Source organism: Leptospira barantonii (genome assembly GCF_002811925.1).
Classification (GTDB): Bacteria; Spirochaetota; Leptospiria; order Leptospirales; family Leptospiraceae; genus Leptospira; species Leptospira barantonii.
In genome coordinates, this window is record NZ_NPDS01000004.1 from 203928 (window position 1) to 229336 (window position 25409).

General features: G+C 44.0%; 21 protein-coding genes. 15 read left to right on the plus strand and 6 right to left on the minus strand.

Going from position 1 to position 25409, the window contains the following annotated elements:
• Window positions 1–44 precede the first annotated feature (44 nt).
• Complete coding sequence (gene metH / locus CH367_RS11120) at window positions 45–3791, plus strand: methionine synthase (protein ID WP_100762571.1); 3747 nt, start codon at window positions 45–47, stop codon at window positions 3789–3791.
• Between the two features lie 45 nt (window positions 3792–3836).
• A complete protein-coding gene (locus tag CH367_RS11125; protein ID WP_100762572.1) occupies window positions 3837–4166 on the plus strand; it encodes a hypothetical protein in 330 nt (109 codons plus the stop codon).
• Window positions 4167–4238: 72 nt separating this feature from the next.
• Here CH367_RS11125 and CH367_RS11130 read toward each other — a convergent pair whose 3' ends face one another.
• Window positions 4239–5183: an LIC_20087 family outer membrane protein gene (locus CH367_RS11130; RefSeq protein WP_100762573.1), complete on the minus strand. Its 945-nt coding sequence runs from the start codon at window positions 5181–5183 to the stop codon at window positions 4239–4241.
• Between the two features lie 106 nt (window positions 5184–5289).
• On the opposite strand from CH367_RS11130, the gene CH367_RS11135 reads away from it, so the two are divergent.
• The 6 genes from CH367_RS11135 to CH367_RS11160 all read left to right on the plus strand — a co-directional run bounded on the left by CH367_RS11135 (window position 5290) and on the right by CH367_RS11160 (window position 11489).
• Window positions 5290–6585 carry an ATP-dependent 6-phosphofructokinase gene (locus CH367_RS11135; RefSeq protein ID WP_100762574.1) on the plus strand — a complete coding sequence of 432 codons (1296 nt, stop codon included), beginning with the start codon at window positions 5290–5292 and terminating at the stop codon, window positions 6583–6585.
• Window positions 6582–7481, plus strand: coding sequence for a fatty acid desaturase family protein (locus tag CH367_RS11140; protein WP_100762575.1), 900 nt, complete (start codon window positions 6582–6584; stop codon window positions 7479–7481). Before CH367_RS11135 ends, CH367_RS11140 begins: the two co-directional genes overlap by 4 nt.
• A 129-nt stretch (window positions 7482–7610) precedes the next feature.
• On the plus strand, window positions 7611–8618 hold the full coding sequence (locus CH367_RS11145) for a hypothetical protein (protein ID WP_125226120.1): 1008 nt from the start codon (window positions 7611–7613) through the stop codon (window positions 8616–8618).
• A complete protein-coding gene (locus tag CH367_RS11150; RefSeq protein WP_100762577.1) occupies window positions 8615–9373 on the plus strand; it encodes a ferritin-like domain-containing protein in 759 nt (252 codons plus the stop codon). Before CH367_RS11145 ends, CH367_RS11150 begins: the two co-directional genes overlap by 4 nt.
• A 5-nt stretch (window positions 9374–9378) precedes the next feature.
• Window positions 9379–10458 carry a hypothetical protein gene (locus CH367_RS11155; protein ID WP_100762578.1) on the plus strand — a complete coding sequence of 360 codons (1080 nt, stop codon included), beginning with the start codon at window positions 9379–9381 and terminating at the stop codon, window positions 10456–10458.
• Entirely contained in the window at window positions 10455–11489 is a 1035-nt protein-coding gene (locus CH367_RS11160) for a glycosyltransferase family 2 protein (protein WP_100762579.1), read from the plus strand. The genes CH367_RS11155 and CH367_RS11160 overlap by 4 nt, the downstream gene beginning before the upstream one ends.
• 15 nt (window positions 11490–11504) lie before the next feature.
• On the opposite strand, the gene CH367_RS11165 is transcribed toward CH367_RS11160, so the two are convergent.
• Window positions 11505–13253 carry a GAF domain-containing SpoIIE family protein phosphatase gene (locus CH367_RS11165; protein WP_100762580.1) on the minus strand — a complete coding sequence of 583 codons (1749 nt, stop codon included), beginning with the start codon at window positions 13251–13253 and terminating at the stop codon, window positions 11505–11507.
• Window positions 13254–13363: 110 nt separating this feature from the next.
• A complete protein-coding gene (argB, locus tag CH367_RS11170; RefSeq protein WP_100762706.1) occupies window positions 13364–14236 on the minus strand; it encodes an acetylglutamate kinase in 873 nt (290 codons plus the stop codon).
• 75 nt (window positions 14237–14311) lie between these two features.
• Here argB and CH367_RS11175 point away from each other — a divergent pair, with 75 nt between their 5' ends.
• Both CH367_RS11175 and CH367_RS11180 read left to right on the plus strand, forming a co-directional pair.
• Window positions 14312–15067, plus strand: coding sequence for an SDR family NAD(P)-dependent oxidoreductase (locus CH367_RS11175; protein WP_100762581.1), 756 nt, complete (start codon window positions 14312–14314; stop codon window positions 15065–15067).
• A 166-nt stretch (window positions 15068–15233) separates the two neighbouring features.
• Window positions 15234–15773 carry a DUF1564 domain-containing protein gene (locus tag CH367_RS11180; RefSeq protein WP_100762582.1) on the plus strand — a complete coding sequence of 180 codons (540 nt, stop codon included), beginning with the start codon at window positions 15234–15236 and terminating at the stop codon, window positions 15771–15773.
• Between the two features lie 82 nt (window positions 15774–15855).
• Here the strand turns inward: CH367_RS11180 and CH367_RS11185 are convergent, their stop codons facing one another.
• The gene (locus CH367_RS11185) at window positions 15856–17577 is read right to left on the minus strand and encodes a M61 family metallopeptidase (RefSeq protein ID WP_100762583.1); all 1722 of its coding nucleotides are present in this window, start codon (window positions 17575–17577) and stop codon (window positions 15856–15858) included.
• Window positions 17578–18057, minus strand: coding sequence for a peroxiredoxin (locus CH367_RS11190; protein ID WP_100762584.1), 480 nt, complete (start codon window positions 18055–18057; stop codon window positions 17578–17580).
• 179 nt (window positions 18058–18236) lie between these two features.
• Between CH367_RS11190 and CH367_RS11195 the strand changes: the two genes are divergently transcribed.
• From CH367_RS11195 to CH367_RS11215, 5 genes are all read left to right on the plus strand, one after another.
• Window positions 18237–20411 carry a 7TM diverse intracellular signaling domain-containing protein gene (locus tag CH367_RS11195; RefSeq protein ID WP_100762585.1) on the plus strand — a complete coding sequence of 725 codons (2175 nt, stop codon included), beginning with the start codon at window positions 18237–18239 and terminating at the stop codon, window positions 20409–20411.
• 153 nt (window positions 20412–20564) lie between these two features.
• Window positions 20565–20933, plus strand: a complete 369-nt coding sequence (locus CH367_RS11200) for a hypothetical protein (protein WP_100762586.1) — start codon at window positions 20565–20567, stop codon at window positions 20931–20933.
• A gap of 81 nt (window positions 20934–21014) precedes the next feature.
• Window positions 21015–22118, plus strand: a complete 1104-nt coding sequence (locus CH367_RS11205; RefSeq protein WP_100762587.1) for an MBL fold metallo-hydrolase — start codon at window positions 21015–21017, stop codon at window positions 22116–22118.
• Between the two features lie 16 nt (window positions 22119–22134).
• The gene (locus CH367_RS11210) at window positions 22135–22941 is read left to right on the plus strand and encodes an SDR family NAD(P)-dependent oxidoreductase (protein ID WP_100762588.1); all 807 of its coding nucleotides are present in this window, start codon (window positions 22135–22137) and stop codon (window positions 22939–22941) included.
• Between the two features lie 30 nt (window positions 22942–22971).
• Complete coding sequence (locus CH367_RS11215; protein WP_244284557.1) at window positions 22972–24426, plus strand: MFS transporter; 1455 nt, start codon at window positions 22972–22974, stop codon at window positions 24424–24426.
• A 9-nt stretch (window positions 24427–24435) separates the two neighbouring features.
• Here CH367_RS11215 and CH367_RS11220 read toward each other — a convergent pair whose 3' ends face one another.
• Complete coding sequence (locus tag CH367_RS11220; RefSeq protein ID WP_100762590.1) at window positions 24436–25332, minus strand: tyrosine-type recombinase/integrase; 897 nt, start codon at window positions 25330–25332, stop codon at window positions 24436–24438.
• Window positions 25333–25409 lie beyond the last annotated feature (77 nt).

The window sequence follows — 25409 nt, forward strand, 5'->3', positions numbered from 1 at the left end:
ATATAACGTTATACTATTTTTTAGAAAAATCGAAGAAGTTTATCATGACTTATAAAGTTCAGAACTATACGAATCCCGCCGCTAAGGAAATCCTTTCGCTCCTCGAAAAACAAATTTTGGTCATCGACGGCGCGATGGGAACGATGATCCAAAGATTCTCCCTGCAAGAAGAAGATTTCAGGGGAGAAATTCTCAAGAACCACGCTCATCCGTTGAAAGGAAACAACGAACTTCTCTGTTTGACGAGACCGGACGTGATCGAAGCGATCCACGTGAAGTTCCTCGAAGCGGGCGCGAACATTCTCGAAACGAACACGTTCAGTTCGAATCAAATTTCGCAAGGGGATTATAAAACCGAATTTTTAGTAGCCGATCTGAATAAGGCCGCGGTCGTATGCGCGCGTAACGCGATCGAAAAATTCAAAAAAACGAATCCGAATCAGCCTTGTTTTTTGGCGGGAGCGATCGGACCTACCACAAAAACCGCGACACTTTCTCCGGACGTAAACAATCCGGCGTTTCGCGCAGTCACCTTCGACGACTTAGTCGCGACGTTTTACGAACAGACGCGCGCTCTTGTGGAAGCGGGAGTGGATCTTCTTCTTCCCGAAACGAACATCGATACTCTCAACTTAAAAGCGGCGATTTTTGCGATCGAACAAGTATTCGAAGATTTGCAAGTAAGAATTCCGGTTTGTCTTTCCGTGACGATCACCGACGCATCGGGAAGAACACTTTCCGGACAAACCGTGGAAGCTTTTTACAATTCCATCGCACATTGTAATCCTCTTTCCGTGGGAATCAACTGCGCGTTGGGCGCCGACGAAATGCGTCCTTATATCGAGGATCTTGCGAGAGTTTCCTCCTGTCATATCAGTTGTTATCCGAACGCCGGGCTTCCGAACGCATTCGGCGGATACGATCAAACCCCGGAAGAATTCGGAAAGTATATTCAAGAATTTGCAAGTTCCGGTTGGTTGAACATCGCGGGCGGTTGTTGCGGAACCACACCCGAACATATCGCGGAAGCCGCGAAATCCGTACGCGGTAAAAAACCGAGAATTCTTCCTCGTATCGAAGAACTTACGCGTCTTTCCGGATTGGAACCTTTGAACGTTACTCCCGATAAGGGATTCTTGCTCGTGGGAGAAAGAACCAACGTAACCGGATCGCCTAAGTTTAAGAAACTCATCATCGAAGGGAATTTCGAAGAAGCCGTTTCCGTGGCATTACAACAGGTGGAAGCGGGCGCGAACATCATCGATATCAACTTCGACGAAGCGTTGTTAGACGGAGAAGCCTCGATGAGACATTTTTTAAATCTCATCGCCGGCGAACCGGATATCGCAAAGGTTCCGTTTATGATCGATTCTTCCAAGTGGAGCGTTTTGGAAGAAGGTCTGAAATGTATCCAAGGAAAACCGATCGTAAACTCCATCTCCTTAAAGGAAGGAGAGGAAAAATTTCTGGAATACGCGAAGAAGATTCAAAGATACGGAGCTTCCGCGATCGTAATGGCCTTCGACGAACAAGGACAGGCGGCGACCAAAGACGAAAAGGTTCGAATCTGTAAAAGGGCGTATGACCTTCTTGTAACAAAGGCGAACTTCAGTCCTTCCGATATCATATTCGATCCGAACATTCTCACGGTTGCGACGGGTATCGAAGAACATAACAATTACGCGATGGACTTCATCGAAGCCATTCGTGAAATCAAAAAGATCTGCCCGGGTGCGAAAATTTCCGGCGGTTTGTCGAACGTATCCTTTTCTTTCAGAGGAAACAATCCCGTAAGAGAAGCGATGCACTCAGTCTTTTTGTATTACGCGATCCAAGCCGGAATGGATATGGCGATCGTAAACGCGGGAATGCTCGCCGTATACGAAGAGATTCCGAAAGATCTATTAGAATATGTTGAAGATGTAATATTAAACAGAAGGCCGGACGCGACAGAACGTCTTGTCGAGTTTGCGGAAAACATCAAAGCTGGCGGCGGGGATAAGGCTGAGAAAAAAGAAGAAGCCTGGAGAGAAGGAACCTCCGTCGAGGAAAGACTTTCTCACGCTCTCGTCAAAGGAATCGTGGAATACATCGATCAGGATACGGAAGAAGCGCGTCTTAAATACGGACGTCCGTTAACCGTCATCGAAGGGCCGCTGATGGACGGAATGAAAATCGTCGGCGAGTTGTTCGGAGCCGGTAAAATGTTTCTTCCTCAGGTCGTCAAAAGCGCTCGGGTGATGAAAAAATCCGTGGCTTATCTTTTGCCGTTTATGGAAGACGAAAAAAATCAATCCGAAGAAAAGGCCGCGCGTCCTAAGTTTTTGATCGCAACGGTTAAGGGAGACGTTCACGATATCGGAAAGAATATCGTAGGAGTTGTTCTTGCTTGTAACAACTACGAGGTCATCGATTTGGGAGTGATGGTTCCTTCGGATAAGATTCTCGAGGAAGCAAAGAAACATAACGCAAGCATCATCGGACTTTCGGGATTGATCACACCTTCGCTTGACGAAATGGTGCACGTTGCTTCCGAAATGAAACGAACCGGTTTTAAAATTCCTTTGTTGATCGGAGGCGCGACTACAAGTTCAGCGCATACCGCCGTTAAGGTCGCACCCGCATACGATCAACCGGTCGTTCACGTAGTCGACGCATCCCGTGTTGTGAACGTAGTCAATCAACTGCTTCATCCGGATTTAAAGGAAGCGTATTCTCAAAAAATTATAGAGGATCAAAAGGCCGCTCGTGAGAATTATTTCAACACAAGAGCCGAAAGAAAACTGATCACCTTGGAACAGGCAAGGGAGAATCGCGAAGAAATCGATTGGGCGACGACGCAGATCGACAAACCTTCGTTTACCGGAGTTCGCGTTTTCGACGAGGAAGTTTCTTTGGAGACGCTCATTCCTTTTATCGATTGGACCCCGTTCTTCACCGCATGGGAACTCAAAGGAAGATATCCCGCAATCTTAGAAAGTGAAACCACCGGAAAACAAGCGAGAGAACTTTTCGCGGACGCACAAAAACTGATGAAGACCATCGTAGATGGAAAACTTTTCAGAACCAAGGGTGTGATCGGAATTTTTCCCGCGAACTCGGTCGGAGACGACATCGAAGTTTACGAAGACGAAAAACGTTCCAAACTTCTTACCGTATTTCATACCTTACGTCAGCAGATTCAAAAAGAAGACGAGACGGAACCTAACTACTGTTTGGCGGACTACGTCGCGCCGAAAGAATCCGAAAGAATCGACTATATCGGAGGATTTGCGGTCACTGCGGGACACGGAGTGGAGGAATTCGCGAAAGAATTCGAAAACAATCAGGACGATTACAACTCCATCATGGCGAAAGCGTTAGGCGATCGTTTCGCGGAAGCCTTTGCGGAATACATGCACTACAAAGTTCGGAAAGAATATTGGGGATACGATAAGGACGAAAATCTTTCACCGGAAGATCTGATCCGTGAAAGATACAGAGGGATTCGTCCGGCCGCGGGTTATCCTGCTTCGCCGGATCATACCGAAAAAAGAGTTCTTTTTGATTTGCTCCAAGCGGAAAAAAATACCGGGATCACTCTTACCGAACACTTTGCGATGTGGCCTGCGAGTTCCGTAAGCGGACTTTATTTCGCACATCCTCAATCGAAGTATTTCGCGGTTGCAAAGATCAACCGGGATCAAATCGAAGAATACGCGACTCGAAAAGGAATGAGCATAGAAGCGGTGGAACGTTGGCTCGCGCCGAATCTCGCGTATGATCCTCTCGCGGTGTCCGTAGCGCGATAAAATGTTTTGAGATTCTCATGGGATTTTTCGTCTAACTAGAACACTATGAAACCGGCGGTTCCAAATCATTCTTCCGTGCACAATCACGGTCCCGTTTTTTCGGAGACCAGAAACGCTACGGAAGAATTTTCCTTTCATCCCACGCTGATTTCGTGGCTCAAAGATCCGTTGGAACTTACGGGAAAAGAAGTTTTAAAGTTAACCGAAATCGGTTGTACCGATAATTCCTGTCCGGTGATCGAAACCTGTCTGGAAGTATTCGCGTCAAAACAGGATAACGAACCGAAGAAAATGATTCGTTTCGGAAGAGCGAAACATTTAATCAGTAAAATGGATCTTGCATTCTCCCTAAAAAAACAGGGGATCATAACCTAACAGTCGTTTATCGATGGACCGCGCTTGTAACAACGCGTGAAAAGGCCAAGCGCGCATTACGATCGATTGTCGTTATTTGGAAGAAGTTTCCGAGAAGCTATACTTGATTCCGAGAATTCCCTGAACGTCCTGCATCCACTGGTGTTGTTCTCCCGCGAGTTGAGCGGCGGTCGGAACCGGAACTCTTACCATTCCTTCCAGACTCAAGTTTCTGGAAGAAAACGAAATCCCAGGGTTCAAGTAATACTCGTAGGATTTTAAACCGCGTGCGTTGTTCGCGCCGAGATCGGTCGTTCCCGAGTAGCCGAGGTTTCTATCCTGAAACCGTTTGATACTGGAGAATTGAAGAAAGAAATTCATCTTGGAACTTTCTCCGATTTCGGGAAACACGGAGTAGTTGAACGCGATCGTAGACTTTGCGGATTCGAGAACCGCAAGCCCGGCCTGATTTCCGATCATCCTCGCGTTAAAATCCATTTCCAAACCCGCATGACGTTTCATATAAAGAAACATAACCCCGGAGCTACTTCCATTTTGAAGAGGGTTCGTATTCCAACTCATCAAACCGAATCCTTGGATTTGGTTTCTGGAATCGGTGATACGATCCATGGTTCTTTTTTCGGAAAAGGCTCCCGATACGAGTTTGCTGTTTCGAGAAGGAAGCTCGTTTACAAAAACGGTTTCGGAAACGGGTAAGAATTGAACGCTTCCGTGCGGAACGACGGAAAATAAAAACGGTTGAAACATTCCCGAAAAGGAAAGTCCGGGAGTTTTGATAAACGTAGGTTCGGGAGATTTTTTTTCGGGCGCGGTATCGTATTCCGGTCCGAGTTTGAGTTCCATCGGATCCTTATAAGGGATCGCGACTACTTGTAGATATTTCTGACGATTGAGATCGAAATCCCGAGAAAGATGGTACGGTTCAAACGGACTAAAGGTCGGATCCTCGACGGAAAAAATCGAAACCCCGAACAAAAACAAACATAAAGAAAGAATGAGGGATCTCTTTTTGCTCATAAACCGTTCTGTCTGTAAGACTATATAAATAGAACAGAACTGTCAGTATAAAATTGCAAAATGAGGTGATTTTTCCCCGAATTCCTGAAATATCTCCCGCAAGAAGATGGAAACAAAAATAAAAAATTTTGGCGAATGTACAATCCCGAGTCCTGCGGATTATGAATACTATACTAGCGATTCTTCCAGGCTTTTGTTCAGAACGGTTTTTCAATCCGAGGAAGATTGGAATTCCTATATCAAAAACGGTCCCGATTTTTTCGAACAAGCCGGTCCTCGGGAAAGAATTTTCTTTCATCCGAAGGAAGTGACCGCGGGAATCGTGACCTGCGGAGGTCTTTGTCCGGGGATCAACGACGTGATCCGGGGCGTAGTGATGGAACTCTACTATCGTTACGGGGTTTCGAGAATTCTCGGGTTTCCATACGGCTATCAAGGTCTTGTCAAAAAATATTCTCATAAACCGATCGAACTCACTCCGGAGAAGGTGGCGCATATCGTGGAAGAAGGCGGTTCCATGCTCGCTTCTTCCCGAGGAAATCAATCCGCGGTCGAGATGGTGGATTATCTGAGTCTTTACGGTGTGAAGATGCTTTTTTGTATCGGAGGCGACGGCACGTTACGCGGCGCGCGTGAAATCGTGGACGAAATCGCCAAAAGGAAAGAAGAAATTTCCGTAATCGGAATTCCCAAAACCATAGACAACGATATCAACTATGTCCAAAAAACGTTCGGTTTTTCGACCGCGTTTTCCAAAGCGATGGAAGCCGTGGAATGCGCACACGTAGAAGCCAAAGGAGCGCCTAACGGAATCGGTCTCGTCAAGTTGATGGGTCGTCATTCCGGTTTTATCGCGGTCAACGCCGCGCTCGCTTCCAGAAACGTAAATTATTGTCTAATCCCGGAAGTGAACTTCGATCTAAACGGGAACGGAGCATTTTTGGACGACTTAAAAAAACGCATCGAGAAAAAGAAACACGCGGTCATCATCGTCGCGGAAGGAGCCGGTCAAAAATTTTTTGACGTGACCGAAGAACGGGATGCTTCCGGAAATCTGAAACTGGGGGACATCGGCATATTTTTAAAGAACACGATGGGAGAATTTTTTAAAAAGGAAAACATCCCCGTAAACATCAAATACATCGATCCGAGTTATACGATCAGATCGATTCCGGCTAACGCGGAAGATTCCGTGTTCTGCGGATTTTTGGCTCAGAATGCGGTCCACGCGGCAATGGCGGGTAAAACCGATATGGTCGTAGGAATGTGGAACAACGTGTTTACACATCTTCCGATTTCGGTTGCCATTCAAGAAAGAAAGGTGTTACAACCCGATCGGAGTACTTTGTGGAGATCGCTTTTGGCTTCGACGGGACAACCGGCGCATCTGGAAGCAAAATGAAAAACGGTTTGCCTCCGCATTTAACAAAGATCGATTCTATGAAATCGCTGACGGCTTTGGTGCTCGATTGGGCATTGATCGGATTTTGTTTTGCCGCTTCCGCTTATTTTGAATCGTTTTTTGTTTATGCGATTTCAGCAGTCTTAATTGCACGAACGCAACTTGCTTTAGCGGTATTGATGCATGAAAGCGCGCATGGAATTCTAATTCGAAATCGAAATTGGAACGATCGTATCGGTCAGATCTTTACGGCAGGGCCCTTGACGGTTTCCTTGTATGATTACAGAACGGGACATCTGAAACATCATCAAGCTCCGATGGTCCACGACGATCCGGTCGCTGTCATTTTTAAAATCAACGACTATCCGGTTTCCAAAAAAGAATTGGCTTGGAGATTGTTCAAAGATCTGACGAGCATTTCTTACTTTGCGAGTGTTTACGAATTTTTAAGCGGAAAACATAAGAATCTTCTCCTAAGGAAGAATCTTTCGTTGAAAACGAAACTATTCGTCGCGGTTTCAATATTCAGTTTTCATTGTGTCCTGCTCGGGGTTCTGACGTTTTACGGACATATGGGACTTTATTTCGGTCTTTGGATTCTTCCTTCTCTTACGATATTACAAGTATTTGCAAGAATCCGCGCAATTACGGAACACGCAGGTTATCCACCGAACAAGGATCAAACCCTGAACGCAAGGTCCATTGTTCGATCCAACTGGCAGACTTTCTTTTGCGGACCACATAACATTCATTATCACATAGAACATCATCAATATGCCCGCGTTCCATTCTATCGTCTAAAAGAAGCGCATGATATCTTATTTTCCCGCGGAGAATTGCCTTCGGAGAATTTGTATTCAGGATATGGCAAAGTGTTAAAAGACGTGACCGTCTAATTCTTTCCGATCGCCTTTCGATTCTCGTTTTAAAAAAATACAACGCATAAAAAAGAATTGCCTAATTCTTTTCTTTTTAGTAACCCGGATCGGACTTTGAACCCGTTGTTCGAAGGAAAGGAGATCCACATGAAAATTCTATATACTATATTCTTAATATTCTTAACGACATCGTTTTCGTTGATTGCTCAGACTTCCTTTGAGAAAAAAGGATTCTATTCTATAAAAAGTCAGTTCCCATGTGCGTTGGGTAACTATGGATTTATAGGAAAAGAAAATTCCTGTGTCCGACTCAGTTTGTTTGACGACTATACAAAAGTCGAAGTGAACGAATATTCCATCGAACTTCAAAACTCTCAGAGTTACGAAGAAGAAACTTTATTCTTCGATCTTCTTGTACCGGGAACCTGCGAAACCGATGAAGGAAAAAAAAGAATCAACATCCATTATAAAATCGAAAAGAAAGGAAAGAAGTTGAATCCTCAAATTCACGCTCACTTCACGAGCCGAAAGAAATGTAAGACCGCGGAAATGGAGAATTTCGAAATCAAATTACGCGAAGGAGAAAAAAGTTCGATTTTAATTTCCAAAGAGGATTCGAGCAACTCCGTATTGTCACCGACTTTAACAAGCAAGTTTCTAAAAGAATTGGTTCAAGTCGTCGACAATCTGGAAAACACAAGCGCTTCCAAAACTTCGGAAACCGATCGAAAGGTAATATCCGATATTACGATTCAAGTCGGGAAGGGGAAGTTATCCAAGAATATTACGAATTGTAAATTTACGATCACAGGCGGCGACACCGCGCCTAAAAAAGACGTAATATCCACGTTAAACGAAACCGATTGGGAAATTCAACTGCAATCGCTTACATCATTCTTCCCAAAAACCGTATTGATCACGGAACTTTCACTGATTGGAATCGACGATCCGAGTTTGGTTCAGTATATCCGGACAAACGGTCTTCCGAAACGGGAAAGTTTGGTCTTTAAAAAATCGGGATCAAACGGAGTTTTGATCTGGCCGCAAGGTCGGATCGAACTCAAAAACTATCAGAACGTGGTGAAATCGTTTTTCACCGGCACGTTTACTGGATCGATTTTCTTAGAAAAATTGGAATCTTCCTTACGTCCATGAACGAGTCAATTTCCATTCTTCTTCCCGAATCGCATCCTCCGGTTCAGAAACGAATCGGAAGTTCCAGAATCTGGTTCGAGTTCAAATGTTTTTTGGTCGATCGAATCAAAAGTGCGGCGCTTGCAAATTTACAGAAAAGCAAATGGGGAGAAATTCTCATCTTAAAACATTATTTGCGAGCGGAGGAATTGGCGGCATCCAACGGATCTTTTTCTTTGGACGAAATTCTGAAAAACGCTCCCGAATGGCTTTGTAAGGAACTGAGAATTCATGAAAAAGAAGAAGCGGGTCACGTAAGAATTTTCGAAACGAGGATTCAACATATCTCTCCGTCGAACCTTGAAATTCCGTTGTATTTATTTTCGAATCGAAAGATTGAAACGTTTCATTCTCTCATTTTGAAATTCGAAAACCGATTTACATCTGGCGCGGTCGTGCCCGCGTTAGTCGTCGCTTTGACCTTGGAAAACATGGGCGTTCGAATTTTCAAAAGACATCTAAAAGTTTTAAAACGAATCGACGGTGAATCGCCAACCGGTTCTTTGTTAAGGACGATCATCCGCGACGAGAAAAGACATGTTCGCGGATTTCTAAAATTCTTACGCAGACTTGTCAAACCTTCAGAGTTCCGCGACTACGTAAAACTCAGAAAAGAAGCTCTGGCTCTGGATCACAAAGGAGGATTGATTTCCGCAATCGCAATGTTTGTGTTATCTATTTTGCCGATTCGTTTTTTGTTTGTGAGAAAACATTAGTAGCGATGAAAAAAGTTCTTTGGATCGCAAACGCAGACGCAAGAGGGCATCTATTTCGTGCTCACTTGGCGTGGACGGTTTTGAGAACTTCCGAAATTCACGTTTCCATCGTAACTACCAACGCGGACGGAAAAAAATTTCTGGAGGCTTTGGGAACTACATCTGCTGTTCTTCCGGGCAACTATCGATTGTATTATGATTCCAGACAAAACCTAATTCGAATTCTCACCGTTTTTAAAATGGCATTCTACTTATTATTCGGAAATGCAGTGAGAGATCTTTTATTTCTGAAGAAAATTTCCAAAGAGTTCGATTTGATTTTGAACGATCTACATCCGGTTCCGATCTTTGCGTCTAAGTTTTTTACCGTCGATATCATACATGTATACGGGGAAAATCTTTGGCTTACGATCGAGAATTATTTTTTCGGAATCGCTCCGAGGTTCTTTGCAATTTTTTTCAGAGATACGGTTCGAAAGTTAAAAAATCAATCCAAAGGAAATATCGTCCATTCTCTGATCCAACAAGAACGTAAAGCCGATGAAATTTATTTACCGCCGCTCGTTCATTTTACTCCTCGAAAAAAAAGTAAAAACACGGCTCTCGTTTATTTGAATCCTTATTTTTCGGATTCGTATTTGGCCGAGTCGCTCGAAGAGGCCTTGGACGATTTGAAAATTCCGTATGTCGCAATCGGAGAACAATACGCACATAGAAAAAATTGGAGAAGTTACGATACGAATTTTTCAAAGATTCTCTCAGAATCAAAACTCGTAATCTCCGCTCCCGGAATGAATCTTCTGGCGCAGGTTCTCTATCACAGGGTTCCTTATCTTGCTTTATCGACGGATCAGCCGGAGCAGGAGAAAAATCTGGAAGTTTTAAAAAAGATAGATTCTAAACTGTTTACTTCCATCGACGTTTCCAACCAAACCGATCTGTATCCTTTGCTGATTCAGAATATTAGAATTCTTTTAACTCAAAAAAGAAATCAGAACTCGAACACTTTTCCGAATTTGAAAAACTCAAGTGACTTGTGGACATCCACAATTCGTTATTTTTTAGAACACGAGGTAAAACGATGAAAGACGTTGCATTGATATTAGAAACGAATAATTTACGAGGTGGCTCGGAAGACCGAGAGAAAATTTTGCACGGTTTAACGCGTTTATTCCTTCATTACAAAAATCAAACCCTGGATATAAAAACTTTAAAGGAAATCATCGTAACCCACGATGGAATTTCCGAAACGGAAAAAGCGAAGGTGATTCGCACAACGGAACTCAAAAATCTAAAATTCTTACAGATCTCTCCGCTCGACAATTATTATCAGGCCAAGGAATTGGGGTTTCAGGCGAGTACGGCCGCAATCGTAGTCTTTGCGGATTCCGATTGTGTTCCGGTAAACGAGTGGTTGGAGAAAATTCTTCTGCCTTTTGAAACACAATCAGCGCAGGTCGTTTCGGGAAGAACTACATACGATCATTCTCTTTTTGGAATCGCCGCAACGACGATCGACTTTATGTATTTCGGCAGTGTCTTGAATCCGACGAAAACGAAAAATTTTTACGCGAACAACATCGCGTTTCGAAGAGAATTATTCGATCGTTATCATTTCGTTCCGATCGAAGGTCAGTATCGGGGACAATGTCAGGCTTTGGGTTTAAAACTTTTGAAGGATGGCGTTCCGATTCATTTTGTATCGAAGGCAAAAACCATTCATAAATTTCCCGATTCTTTTTTGGAATTGATTCAATTGAGAATTTTTCGAGGACAAGACACGGTGGGTTTGACTCCGTTTTTGGCAAAGGCCTATCTGCCGAAATCTTTGTTATGGTTGAAAAACTGCGGTCCCGTTTTGCCGATTCTGATCTTGAGTATTCGATTTTTTGCAAGTGTCTTTTCCATCGACAGACAGGACATGCCGAAAGTAAATTTTGCGCAGAGAATCGTCGTGATTGCTCACATCCTCTTTATCAATGCATTCGATTTTATCGGAATGTTACTCGGAAGCGTTCGCAAACTCTTACCGTTTTTTAAAGAAAGGGAAAATCGAACTCTATCGTATCACACGGAATCGCACAATGTATCGAAAACGCAAATCCGTTCCGTTTGAAGAGTAAAAACTTTTTTAAGGAAGACGAACCATAAAGAGGGTGTAGTCGTCGTGAGGATCGGCTTCACCTCGGAATGCATCGGTCGTATCGATGATCAATTCTTTTAAGGCGCTGAGAGGCATTTCTCCGTTTCGTTCGATGAGTCTTGTAAGATTTTCAAGTCCATACATCTCGTTCGATTCGTTCATCGCTTCGCTGACCCCGTCCGTATAAAGGATCAAAAGATCGCCGGGAGAATAATCAATTTCGTGTTCGTCGATTTCGGATTCCTTAATCCCGAGAGGCATTCCTTTTCCGGAAAGACTCACCACCTTTTTTTCTTTGGCCTTATAAAGAAGTTGTTCGTTGTGACCCGCGCTTGAAAAACGAATTCTACGTTTTGCCATGTTGATTCTCGCGAGCATCACGGTGACAAACATAAAGTAACCGGATTTTTCCTGGATGATTCGGTTCGCACTCATCAAACTGATGCTAGTCGAAGAATTCCGAGAAACCTCGCCGGCGATGATCGTCTTGGAAAATTCCATAAAAAGCGCGGCGGCGATTCCTTTACCGGAAACGTCCGCAATGAGAACGCTCACTTCGTCGGGGTTATGATAGATCAGATCGTAAAAATCGCCGCCGATTTCTTTCGAAGCGATATAACTCGTTTCGAGTTCGAGGCCTTGAATCTTTTTCGGAATGTTCGGTAAAGAATTCACCTGAATCTGAGAAGCGATCTGCATATCTCTTCGGATCGAATTGAGTTTTTCCTTTTGATCCTTGGAAAGAAGAGAATTGTACGCTTCGGCGATCTGATTCGAGATCGTGCTGAGAACGTTTTGATCCGCGTTGTTAAAACTATCCCCGGATTTTTTATCCGCGGAATTGAGAATCCCGATGATCTTTCCGTCCTGACGGATCGGAACCGAGATGAAGGATTTCGTTTTGTATCTTTCGGGACGAACCCATTCTTCCATGTTGTTCGAATTGTTTTGAACGAGCAAGGGCGCGCCGGTTTCGATGATTTTTTTGATCACACCTTCTTTCTCGTTGATGAAATGTTCTTCGTCTTCAAGACTAAAGCCGATGCTTTTTTTGAGTTCGTATTTACCGCTTTTTAAGTTGAAAAAGATCAAGGAAACACGTTCCGCTCCCATCACTTCCGAAATGGAATGTACGGTGAGATTTAAGAACTGATCCATCTCGGCGATGTTCGAAATCGCCTGGCTGAGTTGAAACAAACAATCCAGCTCGTTGGCGCGGCTTTTCAAATCCAGAATCAGTCTTCGATTTCGAATCGCGATCGCGGCGAGATCGGAAAGATATTGAAGAACCTTAATGTCCTTGTTCGTGAACTCGTTTCTTCCCAAAGAATTGACCGCTTCGAGAACTCCTTGGATTTCACCTTGAGTACTCATCGGAACGCAGATCAGGTTGTTCGTAACAAAGCCCACCGTTTCGTCGATGTTTCTATAAATGCGCGGATCGTTCGCCGCGTCGTTTACGATTACGGGTTCCAGAGTTTCTAGAACCATTCCGGCGATTCCTTTTCCTCGGGGAACTTTCAGTTCCGTTAAGGATTCTCCCTTGGTTCCCTTGGCTACGTTGAATACGAGACAGTCTTCGTCCCGATCGTACAACAAAAGGGAACAACCTTCCGTGTTGAGAACGTCTTTCGTTGTTTCAATGATGATACCGAGAAGTTCTTCCAGGTCGTCGGTCGAGTTGATTCTCGCCGTAATATCTGAAATTAGGGATAAGGATAGTTGCCTTTCACTCATAAAGGGGGTTAACGGACCGTTTAAAAGAAGAATTCAATCATTGGACACAAGAAAGTGTTCCCTGTCAAGGAGTTTCGATAACAATTGAAGAATCGAAAATTTGCAAAAAATTATTCGATTAAAGAACCAATACCTTGATCCGTAAAAATCTCGATGAGAATGGAATGTGGAACTCTTCCGTCGATGATATGGGTTCTTCTCACTCCCTGATCGATCGCAGTAAGACAACATTCCACTTTCGGAATCATTCCGCCTGAAATTTCTCCCTTTCGAATATAATCCTTTACCTTGCCTCGGTTGAGACCCGTAGCGAGTTTTCCGTCGATGAGAATTCCTTCCGTGTCCGTAAGAAGAATCAATTTCTCGGCTTTGAGCGCGCCCGCGATTTCACCGGCGAACGTATCCGCGTTGATGTTGAGGCTGTCTCCTTCCGCCGATTCCGCGACGGGAGATATGACCGGTATGAATCCTTCTTTCTGGAGGTTGTGAAGAATTTCCGGATTTACGGATTCGATCTTTCCGACGAGGCCTACGTCAAACAGTTGTTTTTCTTTTCCTTCGAGTTCGATCTCGATCGGAGTTTTTACCGCCTTTGCTAGGTTTCCGTCCTTGCCGGAAATTCCTACGGCCTTTCCTCCCTGAGAATTGATCATGGACACGATTTGTTTGTTTACCTTTCCGGTAAGAACCATTTCGACTACGTCCATGGTTTGAGCGTTCGTAACTCTATGTCCGTGAACGAACTCTGTTGGAATTTTTAAACTGTCCAAGAGGCGATTGATTTCGGGTCCGCCTCCATGAACGATCACGGGATTGATTCCCACGTATTTTAAAAGAACGATATCTTTTGCGAAGGATTCTTTTAGATCGGCCTTTGCCATTGCGGCCCCGCCGTATTTGATCACAACCGTCTTGCCCGAATACTTCGTGATATAGGGGAGGGCTTCGAGGATATGATTGACTCTTTCTAAAAGTTTTTCCATGAGAAACAAAAGAATTCTTGTGTGTCCCTCTGTCATCCAGAAATACGGAACGGAAGGTTACAAAGAGGTTATAGAGTGTCTTCGAAAAATCAGGAAACGATCGGAAAGAAGAATGTGATTCTCACGGGAGGAAGCGGGGGACTCGGTCGTGCCATCGTGGAATCTCTTGTGGCAGAAGGTTACTCCGTCGTGAATCTCGACGTTCAGGCTCCGAAAAAAATTCTTTCCGGAGAATTCTTTCTCCAAACGGATTTGACGAACGATGAGGATCTTTCTTCTTCCTTATTGAAATGGGAGAATTTGGGTGCCGCCGAAGGTTGGGTTCCTTACGGTTTCATTCATTGTGCTGGTTACGGAGGTCCGTATCACTCGATTACCGAAGTTGACTTGGAAGAATGGGATCGAATTTTTTCGATCAATATTCGATCGGCGTTTCGAATTTCCAAAATGCTCTTGCTTATATTCCAAAAATTGCAATTAGGGAGAATGGTGTTCATCGCGTCTTCCTTATCTTTGATCGGAGCCGCGAATTCGGTCGCATATTCTTCCTCGAAACACGCGTTGATCGGTTTTGTTCGCTCTCTCGCCGATGAATGGGGTGGCTTTGGGATTACGTCTAACGCGGTCAGCCCGGGTTATATGGAAACTTCGATGGGCATTCAGGAGGATCAGGTTTCCGATCATCGAAATAAGATTCTTGCGATGACTCCCTCCCGTAAGATTGCGTCGCCTTCGGAGATCGCACGAGTCGTTTCGTTTTTGTTAAAAGAAGAATCTTCCTATATCAACGGAGCCAATTGGACTGTCGACGGTGGAATCACCGCGATTTGATTGCGATTTGCGTCTTTTAAAATTCTAATTTTTTTTTAGCAAACATTGTGGAACGACCTTCTTTGTGGTCAGTTGTCGGAAAAAGAAAATACCTTTTTCGGTTTTTTGAACACGTTTTTATTTTGAAAATCGATACGTTTGATCTTGTTTAAGAACCGTATCCTGTATGGGTTATCTGATTTTAGATTCTGATCAAGAAATTGAATCTCCGCTTCAGCAAAGAATTACGATTACTGCAACTCTTCTGATTCCTGAAACGACTTGGATTCGTTATAGTCCGGAGGTTGCGCGGAAACTTCCCAAGAAAATTCCTTATTTGTTGCGTCGTTATGGTAAGTATCTCACAGCTCTTCCAAGATTAGGGAGGAACGCGAGAACCACTTTGTATCAACCTAGTTTCGGAAAAGAAACGATGAAAAGAATCAATGTTCGGCTTAGCACCGGTAGTTGGACTTTTTTAGGAACTCTTGCGCAAGTGCATGGGGTGTCTCGTTGTTATCTTTTTAATTTTCTTTTGTCGTTGGAGGAGTTAGAAGTCGCGAATTCTATCGTGGATGTTATGAATGCGGGAGTTCCTACGTTCCACCGAAAGTACAAATATATTCTCGACCTCGATTTAATCAACAACAGCATCACAAGACGGCTACAATGCGAACCGAACGGAATTTTTCTCACATTGGACTACAGAGATTGGTATCCGTCCTGAAAAGAAGTGAGAACACGACAAAATTCCTACATTCAAAAACAAAATCGCAAACAACAAAGCCGGTTGGATCCAATTTTCAAATTCAACCAAGACCGAAGAATAAATTCCGCAAACGAACCTGATCATCCGACGGATGTTCCTCGAACTTAAACTGACTCGATTGAAACCGTTTGGAAAGTTTCAACTTTCGTTTCAGAATCTTACCTCTGCGCGCAATCAAAAGATCCACCCTATCACCGGCTTTAAATTGTTTCAAAAGATCCTTACGATTTCCTGAATGAATTCTGGTTCCATTCAACGCAATCCATTCGTCGCCTTGACTCAAATCCACGGAAGGATCCAAAACTTTCCAATCCACCTTGCTGAGAATCAGATTTCCTCTTTCCTCTCTCGTACTAAACCCAAGTTCAATGCTCGGAGCGGAATCAGATCGTTTAACACCGATTTTGTGGAAATATCTTTCGATCGGAATCGCGACCGGTTTATCCAAATAATCCCCGAACTCCAACTTGAGATCGACGCCTGTTTTCTTTTTCGCCGCTTCAAAGAATTCGATTTTCGTAAAACCCCGTTTTTTCCCGACAAAAAAAATCTGATAAACTTCGTTCATCACATCCAACAAAGAAAATTTTCCGGAAGTTTCAGATAAAAGATAAAGATCCATAGCAAGAGCCAAAATCCCGCCCTTTACGTAATACGAAACTCCCGTGTTGCTCGCGTTCGGATCGTTCGGGCGATTGTAAAATTTTGTCCAAGCGGTAAAGGAAGAATCCTCTAAGCTCATCCAGGATTCTCCTTCCGACTTTTCCAAACTTTGCAGATCTTCCATTACCTTTGCAAGATAGGATTCCGCGCCCAGATGTTTGGTTCTCAGTAAAAAATAAGCGTCGTAAAACGAAGTGATTCCTTCCGCGATCCACAATTCTTTCGTAAGACTCGGCTTTTGATAATCGAAAGGTCCGAGTGCGATGGGACGAATTCTTTTTACGTTCCAAAGATGAAAGTATTCGTGAGACAAAAGCTCCAAAAGTTTTAAATAACCGTCTTTGGAAAGAGCCTTCAACGGATCATACATGTTTACGGAAGAATTGAGATGTTCCAATCCTCCGTAAGCTCCTTCCGACAAAATCAGAACAAACAAGTAACGCGCGTTCGGCGATCCGCCGAACGCGCGGATCTGTTCACCAGTAATTTTTTGAAGATCCGCGATCAAAGTTTTTTGAACGGACTTGGACAATTCTCCCTCGAGAACGATTTCGTGGTCGCATTCTCCGGAACGAAACGGAATCGACGTGCGGTTCGATAAAAGAATCGGTGCATCCAAAAATTCATCCAAATTGATCGAAGATCTTTTTTTGCCCTTACCGTGCAAACCGGTATGACAAAATTCAAAGGGGAGAGTATTCGATATTTCTAATGTAATTTCCGAAACTTCCTCGTCTCGGGGATATAAAAACAAAGCCGGCGGATGTAAAAGACAGAATTCCGTCGTAAAGTAATTGGAACGAACCGAATAATCGTAACCGTATACCACATAACGTATGCGAAAGGATTCTCCCTCGGATTGAACGCTCCAAGAATCGAGACCGATTGGAACAACTTCCAAACTCTTTCCATTCTTCCCTAAAGCAAAGGCCTCGATCTTATGAACATGTCTGGAATAATCCCGAACCATATAGGAACCCGGCGACCAAACGGGAAGAGAAAGAACGGTTTCTTTTTTGACGGACTCTACCTCCAATTCTACTTGAAGATAGTGTCCCGTAAGTTGGTATTCCTGAACTAAAAATTTAAGTTTAGACAATCATTTACCGCTGACTTTTGAAATCTCTTGGAGAGTTTCTTCCACGGTTGTAGTAGGGTCAACTTTTCTCCAAACCTTTTGAACCTTTCCATCCGGAGAAATCAAAAAAGAATCCCGAGAAAGTCCTTTATAAACTTTTCCTCTCCATTCCTGATCTCCGTACACTCCCAACGCTTCGCTGAGTTTATGATCGGGATCCGATAAAAGAGGAAAGTTCAGGGAATACTTTTCGATAAAATTTCCATGAGAACCCAAGTCGTCCAAACTCACGCCGTAGACCTTGGCTCCGATTTTTTTGAATTCTCCAATATTATCCCGATAACTGCAGGCTTGTTTTGTACAACCCGGGGTATCGTCTTTCGGATAAAAATAAAGAAGGGTCCAAGAACCCGCGATATCTTCCGGAAGTTTTACACTCTTTCCTTCCGTACTTTCCAAACTGAGTGCGGGAAGATTTGTTCCTAACATCGAATCTGACATTCAAATTTCCTCCGTAAGTAAAAATATAGAATTCGACTGTGATGCAACCGCTTTTCGATACGAAATAAAAGATTTGGAGCGGATTCGAATAAAAATGTTGAAAATTAGACAATCTAAACTTCTAATCCATATACTTCTCTTCTGAGAACGACATTCTCCTCAAACGGAAAACACTGACTTTGAAAACGATCCTATTCTTCCTTTGCGCATTCATTCCAACTTTGATTTTTTCTGAAAACGAAGAATCTTGGAAACCCATAGATTTAAGAAAAGGAACTTGGATCGCGGTCGACGATTTCAAAAAAGAATATCCGAACGGAATCGATTCTTCCCTTTCGAACGTAAAAAAAATCTCGAACTTTCCGATCGTCTTAAATGAAATTTTCGAAACCCCCGTCGGAGTCGGTTTGAAAGAATACACGCTTCAAACACGGTTTCAAATCCGAGAGGATCTTTCCAAAACCAAAATCTACAAACCCATCTTTTTATATCTAGAATCCATCGGCGAAAACTGGGAGATTTTTCTGAACGGACATTCTCTCGATCGGGAAGTTCATCTGGATTCTTCGGGAAAAGATATGCTTTTGCGAAGGACGATCCGTAGTTTTCGTCTTCCGGTCGATTCAAGTCTTTTAAAACCGGGTGAGAATCTTCTGACCTTTCGTTTGATCGGAGACGTTCCGGCTTCGGCGCTTTCTAAAAACGTGGATCTTGGTTTTTATATCGACGGGGATTATTCCATCACAACCGAACAAAAACTTTCCGGCGAAATTTCCACGTTAGTCAACCTTTGCTTGAATACGATTTACGTATTCTTCGGTCTTTATCATCTTTTGATTTACGCAAAACGAAGAGAGGATCGATACAATCTTTACTTCGGAATTTTCAGCGTTTTTATGGCGCTTTATTCCCTTTCCAGATCGAACATCGCGTTCGACGTGATTCACGATACGACCTGGATTACAAGAATCGAATACGCCACCGTTTCGCTTTTATCTCCCTTGTTTCTTCTGTTTATGCAGGATTATTTTTACGGAAGAGCCAAGTTCTCAAAAGTTCTTTTCGGAATTCTCGTCTTAAACCTGATCATCGCGGCGGTAACTCTTGTCGAACCGTTTCGTTATACGATGACAAGCCTTCGACTTTGGCAGATTTCCATTCTTCCCACGCTTTTGTATCTTTTGTATTTTATGAGCAAGGCGGTTTATCTAAGAAAGAAGGACGCGATTCTTTTGGCGACGAGCATGTTCACGGTTGTGTTTATCGCGGTTTACGACGTGATCGATTCCGTTTTCTTTCAATCGGGAATTCGTTTTACTCAGTTTGCGTATTTCTTGTTCGTAGTCGCGTTAACCACCATTCTCGCGAACCGTTTTATCTCTTTGTATCGTCAATCCGAAGACTTAAACATCGAACTCAGTCAACAAAAACTCGAACTCGCAAGACAGAAGAATGCGTTCTTCCGTTTTGTTCCGGTTCAATTCTTAAACGTTCTCGGAAAAGATTCCGCTGTGGAAGTGAATCTGGGAGATTCCGTTCTCAAAGAAATGAGCGTTTTGTTTACGGATATTCGTTCGTTTACTACGATTTCGGAACAGATGACGCCGGAAGAAAACTTTCGTTTTATCAACGACTATCTTGCGAGTATGGAACCCGTGATTCAAAGACACGAAGGTTTTGTGGATAAGTTTATGGGAGACGGAATTCTCGCTCTTTTCTCCGGAGAAGGTGAAGCGATGAACCCGAACCTTCACGGTAAAACTTCGGCGGACAAGGCGATTCTTGCGGCGATCGAGATGAAAAAGAAAGTGCAGGCGATCAACGCGGAAGCAAAAGATTCTCACTTTAGAGGTTTAAAAATTGGAATCGGGATCAACACGGGAAATCTGATGCTCGGAACCGTGGGAAGTCGTTCCAGACTCGATACGACCGTGATCGGTGATACGGTTAACGTGGCTTCTCGTTTGGAAAGTTTAACGAACCTTTACCGAGCCGATATTCTCATTACGAAGAATACTCTTTCTTCGATGACGATCGCGGACGGTCTTGCGATCCGCGAAATCGATTCCGTTGTGGTCAAAGGGAAAACCGATCCGATCATCATCTATGAAGTATACGAAGCGGACGCGCCTCATATCCGCAAACTCAAGGACACAACTCTTCCTTTGATTACGAGAGGAATCATTCTTTACAAAGTCGCGGATTTTCAAGAAGCTCTCATCAATTTTGAACAAGCGCTCAAGGTTTTTCCGGAAGACATCGTTTCGATTTTGTATCGGAAACGTTGTCAGGAATACATCGCTTCTCCTCCGACCGGAAACTGGATCGGAGTTCAACATCTTCTCGAAAAGTAAACTATTCTTTCCAAACAATCGTTGCCAAAGTCCATTCTCCCCGAAAGATTGGATTGCCGCGAGCGGATCTCCGACTCTGCGACCGCCGCGCAAGCGCGGCGGCTCTCGATTTAAAATTGAAAACAACGACTTTCAAAAAGGAAACGCTGGTTTATGATTTCTTACACAGTATATAAAATGGTCCATATTTTCGGAATCCTTCTTCTTTTCACCGCGCTCGGCGGTGTGACTCTTCACGTTCTCAACGGAGGCGGCCGAGAATTCTCCAATCGAAAAATCGTGGCGATCACACACGGGATCGGTCTCTTCTTAATCCTGTTAGGCGGATTCGGAATGCTCGCGAGACTTGGAATCCTTTGGCCTTGGCCGGGTTGGGTAATCGCAAAATTTGCAATCTGGCTCGCATACGGCGGGCTTTTAACGGCGGTTTACAAAAAACCGAGCCTGGGAAAGGTCTTCTGGTTCGGCTTTCCTCTTTTAGGTGTTGTAGTTTCGTACATCGTTCTCTACAAACCTTTCTGATCGTTTCGTTGGAACGATTGAATTGACTTTCAAAAAATAAAACAGTAGGATACGAACACATATCCGAGGGAACCAAAAGAGATGGCAAAAGCTTCCGCAACTAAAACCGCTTCCACTTCCAAAACAAAAAAGGATTCTTCGCTGAAACCGATTCACGATTTTTTAGGTTCGAGGGATCTACCACATCCCGTGGACCGTCTGGAAGACGTTCGTCGTCGTGCTCGCAAATTTCGGGAGAAGATGTTATCCGGTTCCCAGGTGGTCTTTTACAGGTCGTACGATCTGGTACGAGTTCCGTATCCTACACGTTATGCGCTCTTAAACGCATACAGCCTTCCGACTCCATACATGCACATACTGAACCGGCTTTTTATCGTTCAGTATAGAACCTCCGAAGGAATCAAAACACTTTTGTTTTCCCCTTCGGATCTCGACGGAAACGCGGAAACTCCTTTTTTCAAAAGACTCTCCGAAAGTTTCGGACCGCTTCAATCCATCGGTAAAAAGATCATCGCACCGATCTTAAACACCGTGGAAGAATGTCTGCAAGACGCGGGAATTTCTCCCGAGAAAGTGGATTACATTTCATACGATCATCTTCATACACAGGACATTCGCAAGTGGTTGGGCGCCAACGGTGAAAAAGGATATTTCCCAAACGCAAAACTTTTGGTGATGAGACAGGAATGGGATTCCGTACAAGGACTTCTTCCTCCACAATCGGATTGGTATTGTCCGAACGGAACCGGAGGTGTTGCGAGCAATCGTATCATTGTTCTCGACGGCGACGTCGAACTTGGACAAGGGGTTGCGCTCATCCGCACGCCGGGACATACCGCGGGCAATCATTCTCTTGTGGCTCATACACCCGAAGGGATTTTCGTTTCGAGTGAGAATGGAGTGAGCGCGGACAGTTATTCTCCTTTAAAATCGCGCATCCCGGGCGTTAAGAAATACGCAAAAGCGACCGGAATGGAAGTGATCCTAAACGGAAACACTCTCGAGATCGGATTGGAACAATACATTTCCATGGTTCAGGAAAAGGAAATGGCGGGAATTTCCTCGCGCAATCCGGACTTTTACAACGTTACGCCTTCTTCGGAAATGACGAGTTATTGGCTTTTTCCGGGAACGGCTCCGACTTTCAGCTTCGGAAGATTGTCTTTCGGTTCTCCCGTAACCTAAATAAGGAAAAAAGAATATGATTTTATTCATCACTGGATGTGCAGGCGGTCTTGGAAAAAAATTGGCCGAAGACGCCTTTGCGGCGGGTCATTCGATTTTGATTACGGACATCAACGAGAAGGAACTTAAAAAATTCTCAGCTCCTTGGAAAAACGAAAAGGATCGGGTTCTTGTTTCCAAACTCGACGTAACTTCTCCTTCCGATTGGAAAAAAGTTATGGATCTCGCGTATAAAAAATGGGGAAGAGTCGACGCGCTCCTAAACGTTGCCGGCTATCTTTTACCCGGTTATATCTACGAGGTCCCCGCGAATCAAATCGATCGTCACATGGACATCAACGCTAAAGGTGTGATGTATGGAACGAGAGAAGCCGCAACAAGAATGGTTGCGGGAGGCGCGGGTCATATCGTAAACATCGCTTCGTTGGCGGGAGTCGCTCCGATTTCGGGGATCTCCTTATATTCCACTTCCAAGTTTGCGGTCAGAGGATTCTCCCTTGCAATCGCTCAAGAACTCAAAGAGAAGAACGTTTACATATCCGTGGTTTGTCCGGATGCGATCAAAACTCCGATGCTCGATCTTCAAAAAGATTACGAACAAGCTTCCATGACTTTTTCCGGAGATAAGGTTCTTACCGTGGAAGAGGTTTCCAAAATCGTTCTTGGGAAGGTTCTTACGAAAAAACCTCTCGAGGTTTTGATTCCGGGAAGCAGAGGAATTCTCGCAAAGATCGGAAATTTATTTCCCGCTATGACCGGAAGCCTCGGGCCAATGCTTCGAAAGAAAGGTCTGAAAAAACAAGCCGTTTATTCGAAAGGTTAAGTCTTAGGAAGAATTCTTCCCAAGTTTACGATGCGGACTTCTCAGTCTGTCCCCACACGAGTTATGGCCGGATACGCGGTGGCCGAAATCGGAATCACCGCGGTAGAAGTTTTAGCGCAGATTTATCTTTTGGAATTTTTCGTAACGGCGGTGGGACTCAAGGCCTCGTTAGCCGGAATCGCACTTGCGGTCGCGGTCTTATGGGACGCGATCTCGGACCCGCTTATGGGTTATATCTCCGATCATACGAGAACGAACTTCGGTAAAAGAAGACCTTATATCCTAAGCGGAGGAATTCTTTTAGGACTTTCCGTTTTCTTAATGTTTTCTCCCCCTTCTTTGGAGACGCAGACCCAGAAATTTTTCTTTCTTTTGCTCGTATATCTTCTCGTAAACACGTCCATGACGGTGCTCGCGGTTCCGCATATCGCGCTCGGTGGAGAGATGGCATTCGTTCCGAGCGAACGAACCCGTATTTTCGGATGGAGATTCTTTTTTAGCAACGTGGGGTTTATTCTCGTTTTGATTTTACCTTCCGTTTTTTCGGCTCTGTTTCCCACACAAGACGAAGTATCACGGCTTTTGATCACGAGAAATTACACTTCGATCGCGATCGCGGGAATTTTGATCGTAACCTGCGCGATCGCCTTTCTCGCAACCGAAGGACGAGATCAAACCGCCACGGCCGCCGATTTCAAAAAAAGCCCGGAAACAAAAACCGATCCTCGCAAAAACAAACGAATCGGATTCTCCGACTTAAAAAGTGTATTCAAAAATCGTTATTTTCTACCCTTGATCGGCGCGTTTATCATCGCCACTTTCGGAAGAACATTCAATTCATCGATCGTAAACTTATATTATAAATATAGAATTCGTTTAACCGAAGCCGAAATCGGCCTGATGATTCTTGTTCCGTTCGTGCTTTGTTTGATTCTTTCCATTCTTCTTTGGGTTTATTTGGCGGGAAAGTTCGGAAAAAAATGGCCCGCGTTTTGGGGAGTTTTCCTTTTAGGGTTGATGACCGTAATCGTTTATCCTCTATTTCCGGAAAGAGGAATCGTTCCGATCTTGTTCGTCGCAGTGTTCGGAGGTTTTTTCGCGGGAGCGATCCTGCTCTTTGATTCCTTAGTCGCGGACATCGTGGACTACGACGAACTGATCACCGGACACAAGAGAGAAGGGTGGTTCTTCGGACTTTGGAAAATGGCAACCAAGGTTGCGAGAGCGCTCGGTCTCGGCTTCGGAGGAATTCTTTTGAGCGGTATCGGTTATCAGGAAGGATCCGCCGATCAGATCCCGGAACTCGGTTTTCGTCTTTCGATTCTTTTCGGTCCCGTTGTGGGCAGTTTTTTTCTATTGGGCGCTTTTGTTTTTTTAGGAATGCCTCTTACCAAGGAAAGACATCAAAGAATTCAAACTCTTCTTTTAAAAAGAAGAGAGATAAGAATCAAGTCGACGCGGAAGGAACTCACTCAAGATTTCTAATATATATTTTTAACCGGTTCTGAACTTTTTACGGATGTTTTTCAAAGCGTCTTGTCTTGATTTTTCGCGAACCGAAGCTCTGAGATTCTTCTTAACCGGAATGTAAGACTCCGTGCTTGCAAGAGTTTTGTGACCGAGAAAATCCTTCACGTGATTCAACGAAGAGCCGTCCGCGATCAAATGTAAAGCTCTGCTGTGTCTCAGAGTAAAAACGGTCACCGGGCTCGGGATTCCGGAACTTCTTCCGATTTCGGAAATGATTCTTTCCACGTTTCTCGAAGTGGTGTGAGATCCCATGCTCTTTCCCGGAAAAAGATACGAGTTCGCCGAGGACAAAGCCGCTCTTTCATACTTTTTAATCAGAACTCCGAGTTCTACCGGAATTTCCACCGTTCTGGATTGTGCGAGAGCGGATGACTTGATCTGAATCGATTTTCTTTTGGAATCGAGATGCGCCCATCTGAGCGAAATCAATTCTCCGACACGAAGACCTCCGAAATATACAAGGCCGCACATCAGCTCGTGTTTCGCGTTGATAGATGCAGTTTTTAGAATATTCTGCATTTCTTTATAAGTGATCGCGTTCGGATTGTTGTATTCGCGGACCGGTCTTTGAAAGTCACGGAACAAATCCATCTTCATCACGTCTTCGAAGAACATCTTCAAGGAGCTTACGTTGATTTGAATGGTGGAAGAGGACACTTTTCTCTTCCTTAAGTGATCCATGTAGCGGTTCAGATCCTTTAAGGTGATCTTTTCCGCGGGTTTATCCGCAAAATGCAGAAAATCTATATTATATTTTAGGTAAGTATAAGCCGTGGCTTTTTTATAGTTTCTCTGGCGGATAATCTTCGTGAGTCTTTCAATCGAGTTTTTGTTCTTTTTTGGAACTTCCAATTCTGACATCGTTCTTCCCTGTTAATACCGTTTTGAGGCTCGTTAGTTGCCTTTATACGGTTTTGTATTCTTTTTCTAAAAGCTTT

Bases quoted from the DNA above. Each gene is read 5' to 3' on its own strand.
- metH (WP_100762571.1), top strand. From the start codon at position 45: ATGACTTATAAAGTTCAGAACTATACGAATCCCGCCGCTAAGGAAATC.
- CH367_RS11125 (WP_100762572.1), top strand. From the start codon at position 3,837: ATGAAACCGGCGGTTCCAAATCATTCTTCCGTGCACAATCACGGTCCC.
- CH367_RS11130 (WP_100762573.1), bottom strand. From the start codon at position 5,183: ATGAGCAAAAAGAGATCCCTCATTCTTTCTTTATGTTTGTTTTTGTTC.
- CH367_RS11135 (WP_100762574.1), top strand. From the start codon at position 5,290: ATGGAAACAAAAATAAAAAATTTTGGCGAATGTACAATCCCGAGTCCT.
- CH367_RS11140 (WP_100762575.1), top strand. From the start codon at position 6,582: ATGAAAAACGGTTTGCCTCCGCATTTAACAAAGATCGATTCTATGAAA.
- CH367_RS11145 (WP_125226120.1), top strand. From the start codon at position 7,611: ATGAAAATTCTATATACTATATTCTTAATATTCTTAACGACATCGTTT.
- CH367_RS11150 (WP_100762577.1), top strand. From the start codon at position 8,615: ATGAACGAGTCAATTTCCATTCTTCTTCCCGAATCGCATCCTCCGGTT.
- CH367_RS11155 (WP_100762578.1), top strand. From the start codon at position 9,379: ATGAAAAAAGTTCTTTGGATCGCAAACGCAGACGCAAGAGGGCATCTA.
- CH367_RS11160 (WP_100762579.1), top strand. From the start codon at position 10,455: ATGAAAGACGTTGCATTGATATTAGAAACGAATAATTTACGAGGTGGC.
- CH367_RS11165 (WP_100762580.1), bottom strand. From the start codon at position 13,253: ATGAGTGAAAGGCAACTATCCTTATCCCTAATTTCAGATATTACGGCG.
- argB (WP_100762706.1), bottom strand. From the start codon at position 14,236: ATGGAAAAACTTTTAGAAAGAGTCAATCATATCCTCGAAGCCCTCCCC.
- CH367_RS11180 (WP_100762582.1), top strand. From the start codon at position 15,234: ATGGGTTATCTGATTTTAGATTCTGATCAAGAAATTGAATCTCCGCTT.
- CH367_RS11190 (WP_100762584.1), bottom strand. From the start codon at position 18,057: ATGTCAGATTCGATGTTAGGAACAAATCTTCCCGCACTCAGTTTGGAA.
- CH367_RS11200 (WP_100762586.1), top strand. From the start codon at position 20,565: ATGATTTCTTACACAGTATATAAAATGGTCCATATTTTCGGAATCCTT.
- CH367_RS11205 (WP_100762587.1), top strand. From the start codon at position 21,015: ATGGCAAAAGCTTCCGCAACTAAAACCGCTTCCACTTCCAAAACAAAA.
- CH367_RS11210 (WP_100762588.1), top strand. From the start codon at position 22,135: ATGATTTTATTCATCACTGGATGTGCAGGCGGTCTTGGAAAAAAATTG.
- CH367_RS11215 (WP_244284557.1), top strand. From the start codon at position 22,972: ATGCGGACTTCTCAGTCTGTCCCCACACGAGTTATGGCCGGATACGCG.
- CH367_RS11220 (WP_100762590.1), bottom strand. From the start codon at position 25,332: ATGTCAGAATTGGAAGTTCCAAAAAAGAACAAAAACTCGATTGAAAGA.